The sequence below is a fragment of the Halorubrum sp. AJ67 genome, from assembly GCF_000513435.1.
This window is the reverse complement of sequence record NZ_CBVY010000006.1, coordinates 156905-161134: the sequence shown is the minus strand read 5'-3', so window position 1 is coordinate 161134 and position 4230 is coordinate 156905. Positions and strand designations below refer to the sequence as shown.

The 4230-nt window shown below is 68.7% G+C and carries 1 protein-coding gene and 1 pseudogene; both read left to right on the top strand.

Going from position 1 to position 4230, the window contains the following annotated elements; genetic code table 11:
- Positions 1–215 precede the first annotated feature (215 nt).
- On the top strand, positions 216–1547 hold the full coding sequence (gene mre11 / locus BN903_RS07765; RefSeq protein WP_048077192.1) for a DNA double-strand break repair protein Mre11: 1332 nt from the start codon (positions 216–218) through the stop codon (positions 1545–1547).
- Positions 1544–4230 (top strand): annotated as a pseudogene (gene rad50, locus BN903_RS18730) (DNA double-strand break repair ATPase Rad50). The gene mre11 and the pseudogene rad50 overlap by 4 nt, the downstream one beginning before the upstream one ends.

Sequence of the window (4230 nt, the reverse complement as noted above, 5' to 3'; positions counted from 1 at the left end):
CAGCTGACNCANNCTCCCATCCCCCTGTGTGCCCTTTGCCTCCCAACGACTAACCCGGGGGCCGAAGAGGCGCTTCCGAACGCGTACCCGAGCCGTTTTCGTCGGGCCGCCGTCGAAGGGAACCGGTCGACGGAAGACCACGGTCGGGGGCACGGCGACCACTTCCGCTCCGGCCCCGGAATCCCTAAGCCGGACACCGGCCAACACGCGGACAGATGACACGGGTGATTCACACCGGCGACACCCACATCGGGTACTCGCAGTACCACTCGCCGGTCAGACGCCAGGACTTCCTCGACGCGTTCGAGGCCGTGGTCGACGACGCGGTCGACGACGGCGTCGACGCCGTCGTCCACGCGGGCGACCTCTTCCACGACCGCCGCCCCGAACTCCGCGACCTGATGGGGACCATCTCCGTCCTCCGCCGGCTCGACGACGCCGGGATCCCCTTCCTCGCGGTCGTCGGCAACCACGAGTCGACGCGGGGCGGACAGTGGCTCGACCTCTTCGAGCGGCTGGGGCTCGCCACCCGGCTCGGCGACGAGCCGGTCGTCGTGGGCGACACCGCCTTCTACGGGCTCGACCACGTCCCGGTCTCGCGGCGCGACGACCTAGAGTACGCGTTCGCCGACCACGACGCCGAGTACGCCGCCCTCGTCGCGCACGGTCTCTTCGAGCCGTTCGGCTACGCCGACTGGGACACCGAGACCGTCCTGACCGAGAGCGACGTCGCGTTCGACGCCATGCTGCTCGGCGACAACCACACGCCCGACACCGCCGAGGTCGCCGACACGTGGGTCACGTACCCCGGGTCGACAGAGCGCGCGAGCGCGAGCGAGCGCGAGGGGCGCGGCTACAACCTCGTCACCTTCGACGCCGACGCCGCGGGCGGCGACGACCGGGTCGAGATCCGGCGTCGCGCGCTCGACACGCGCCCGTTCGTCTTCGTCGAGGTCGAGCTCCGCGAGGGGGAAGGCGAGTCCCGAGTCCGCGAGCGCGTGCGGGAGTACGACCTCACGGACGCGGTCGTCCACGTCGAGATCACCGGTGAGGGCGAGCCGGTAACGCCGGCGGCAGTCGAGGAGTTCGCGACCGAGGAGGGAGCCCTCGTCCCGCGCGTCGCGGACCGCCGCGACGTCGAGACCGACGGCGAGGTTGACGTGAGCTTCGCGGACCCCGAGGATGCCGTCCGCGAGCGCCTCGACGAGATGTCGCTCTCGACCGTCGCGCGCGACGTCGAATCGGCGGTGCGCTCGGACACCGTCCCCGACGCCAACGTCCGCGGGACGGTGAAACGCAGGGTCGAGGAGCGCCTCGACGAGGAGGAGGAACTCGGTGCGTTCGACCCCGCCGGGTCGGATTCGGAGCCGGTCGACTCGGAGGCGGAGACCGTCGGTTCGGACGCTGAAACCGGCGATTCCGACGACGGCGACACCGACGATTCCGACAATAATGGTGAACCGGAAGCCGGGTCCGACCCCGAGGAACCCGCGGACGACGGGGCGGCGTCGACCGACGGACAGGTCTCCATGGAGGACTACCTGTGAAGTTCGACCGCGTCCGTCTCGTGAACTTCAAGCCGTACGGCGACGCAGACCTGCGGCTGACCGAGGGCGTCACCGTCGTCCACGGACTCAACGGCAGCGGGAAGTCCTCGCTGCTCGAAGCCTGCTTCTTCGCGCTGTACGGGTCGAAGGCGCTCGACGGCACCCTCGGAGACGTCATCACGAACGGCGAGGAGGAGACCGAGGTCGAACTGTGGTTCACCCACGACGGCGTCTCCTACCGCGTCGAGCGACGGCTCAAGTCCTACGACGGTCGGATCGACCACCAGTGTACGCTCGAAGCGACCGACGGGAGCGACGTGACTCGCGACGGGGCGCGGGCGGTCCGCGAGTTCGTCACGGAGCTGTTGCGGATGGACGCCGAGGCGTTCGTCAACTGCGCGTACGTCCGGCAGGGGGAGGTGAACAAGCTCATCAACGCACCCCCCGAGAGCGACAGGACACGATCGACGACCTGCTCCAACTGGGGAAGCTAGAGGAGTACCGCGAGCGCGCCGGCGACGCCCGCCTCGGCGTCGAGGACGTACTCAGCGCAAAGCGGGCCGTTCTCGAGGATAGGGAGCAAAAGATCCGAGAAAAGGAGGATCAAGATCTCCACGAGCAGCTCAACGGGCTCAAGACCGAACTGACGGAGCTGGACGAGCAGGTCGAAAACTACGAGGCTCAACGCGAGAAGGCCGAGACGACCCGCGACGAGGCGGCAGAGACACTGGCGGCGTACGAGGAGAAACGCGAGGCCCTCGATGAAGTTGAGGCGGAGGTCAAGGAGCTGGAGACCAAGATCCGCGAGGCCGAGCGGGAGCGCGACGAACTCCATTCGGAAGCACAGGAGGCGCGTGAACGGATCGAAGAACTCCGCGGCGAGATCAGCGACCGGCTCGCCGATGCCGGACTCGACGCTGCCACGGCGGACACGGTCGCCGAACGGCGAGAGGAGCTCGACATCCGCGAGGACGACCTCCAAGGCGATCTGAGCGACGTCCGCGTTGAGGCCGAGGGGTTCCGCAAGCAGGCGGAGAACCTCGCAGAGAAGGCCGAGGACCTCACAGAGCGCGCCGACGAGGCCGAGAAGCGCGCCGACGAACTGGAGGCGACGGCCGACGACGCGGAGACTGAGGCCGACGAGCGCGAGGCGAGCCTCACCGACTTACAGACAGAGGCGGACGAACTCCGGGAGCGGTTCGACGACGCCGATGTCGACCGCGGTGAGGCCGCCGACCGGCGCGACGATCTCCGCGAGGAGCGCGGCGAGGTCCGCGAGCGGATCGCGGAGCTGGAGGCGGAGCTGAAGAACGCCCGTGAGCGCGTCGCCGAGGCCGAAGAGCTCCTCGACGCGGGGAAGTGTCCCGAATGCGGTCAGCCGGTCGAGGACTCGCCGCACGCGCACCGGATCGAGGAGGACCGCGAGCGGGTCACGGAACTCGAGGACGGGCTCGAAGCGGCCCGCGAGCGCGAGGGCGATCTCGAAGGCCGGATCGAGGTGCTCGACCCGATGGTCGAGGCCGAGGAACGGCTCGCGGAGATCGACGACGCGGCCGAGATGCTGGAAGAGCGGGCCGCGGAGAAGCGCGAGGAGGCCGAGGCCAGACGCGACGAAGCAGAAGCGAAGCGCGACGAGGCGGAGCAGCTCCGCGAGAAGGCGGCGGAAACCCGCGAAGTTGCCGAAGCAAAGCGCGGGGAGGCGGCTGACACGGACGAACGCGTCGCGGAGTTAGAGGACGCGCTCGACGAGGTCGAGACCGCGCGCAAACGCGTCGACGCCATCGAGGAACGGCTGGAGGCGATCGACGAGCTGGAGGACCGGACCGAGCGGGTCCGCGAGAAGCGCGAGAACGTCGCGGACCTCAACGACGAGCGGCGGGAGCGGCTCGCCGACAAGCGGGAGCGCCGAGACGAACTACGCGAGGCGGTCGACGAGGACACCGTCGAGACGGCCCGCGAGGAGAAGCAGAAAGCGGAGGACTACATCGAGGAGGTCACCGAAGAGCTTGATCGACTTGCCGACCAGCGCGACGAGCTCGTCGGGAGTATCCAGAGTACTCGCACCAAGATTGAGGCGCTGGAAGAGCTCCGGGCGGAGCGTGACAGGTTCACCGAGAGGGTCGAGGCGCTCGAAGCCCTCCACGACGAGACGAACGGGCTAGAGTCGATGTACGGCGACCTGCGCGCGGAGCTTCGCCAGCGCAACGTCAGCGAGTTAGAACGCACCCTGAACGAGACGTTCGAACTGGTGTACGGCAACGACGCCTACTCGCACATCGAGCTCGACGGCGAGTACGTCCTCACCGTCTACCAGAAGGACGGCGAGCCACTCGACCCGGAGCAGCTCTCGGGCGGCGAGCGCGCCCTGTTCAACCTCTCGCTGCGCTGTGCGATCTACCGGCTGCTCTCGGAGGGCATCGAGGGGGCGGCACCGACGCCGCCGCTCATCCTCGACGAGCCGACCGTCTTCCTCGACTCCGGTCACGTTCCCGCGGCTCGTCCGGCTCGTCGAGGAGATGCGGGGCTTCGGCGTGGCGCAGATCATCATCGTGAGCCACGACGACGAGCTAGTGGGTCGCGGCCGACGAACTGGTCACCGTCGAGAAGGATCCCGCTCGAATCGCTCGACCGTCCGTCGGAGGACGCGGGGGAACTCGGCGTCGCGGAACTCACCGACGACTGA

Coding starts and splice junctions, on each gene's coding strand:
- mre11 (WP_048077192.1), top strand. CDS start 216: ATGACACGGGTGATTCACACCGGCGACACCCACATCGGGTACTCGCAG.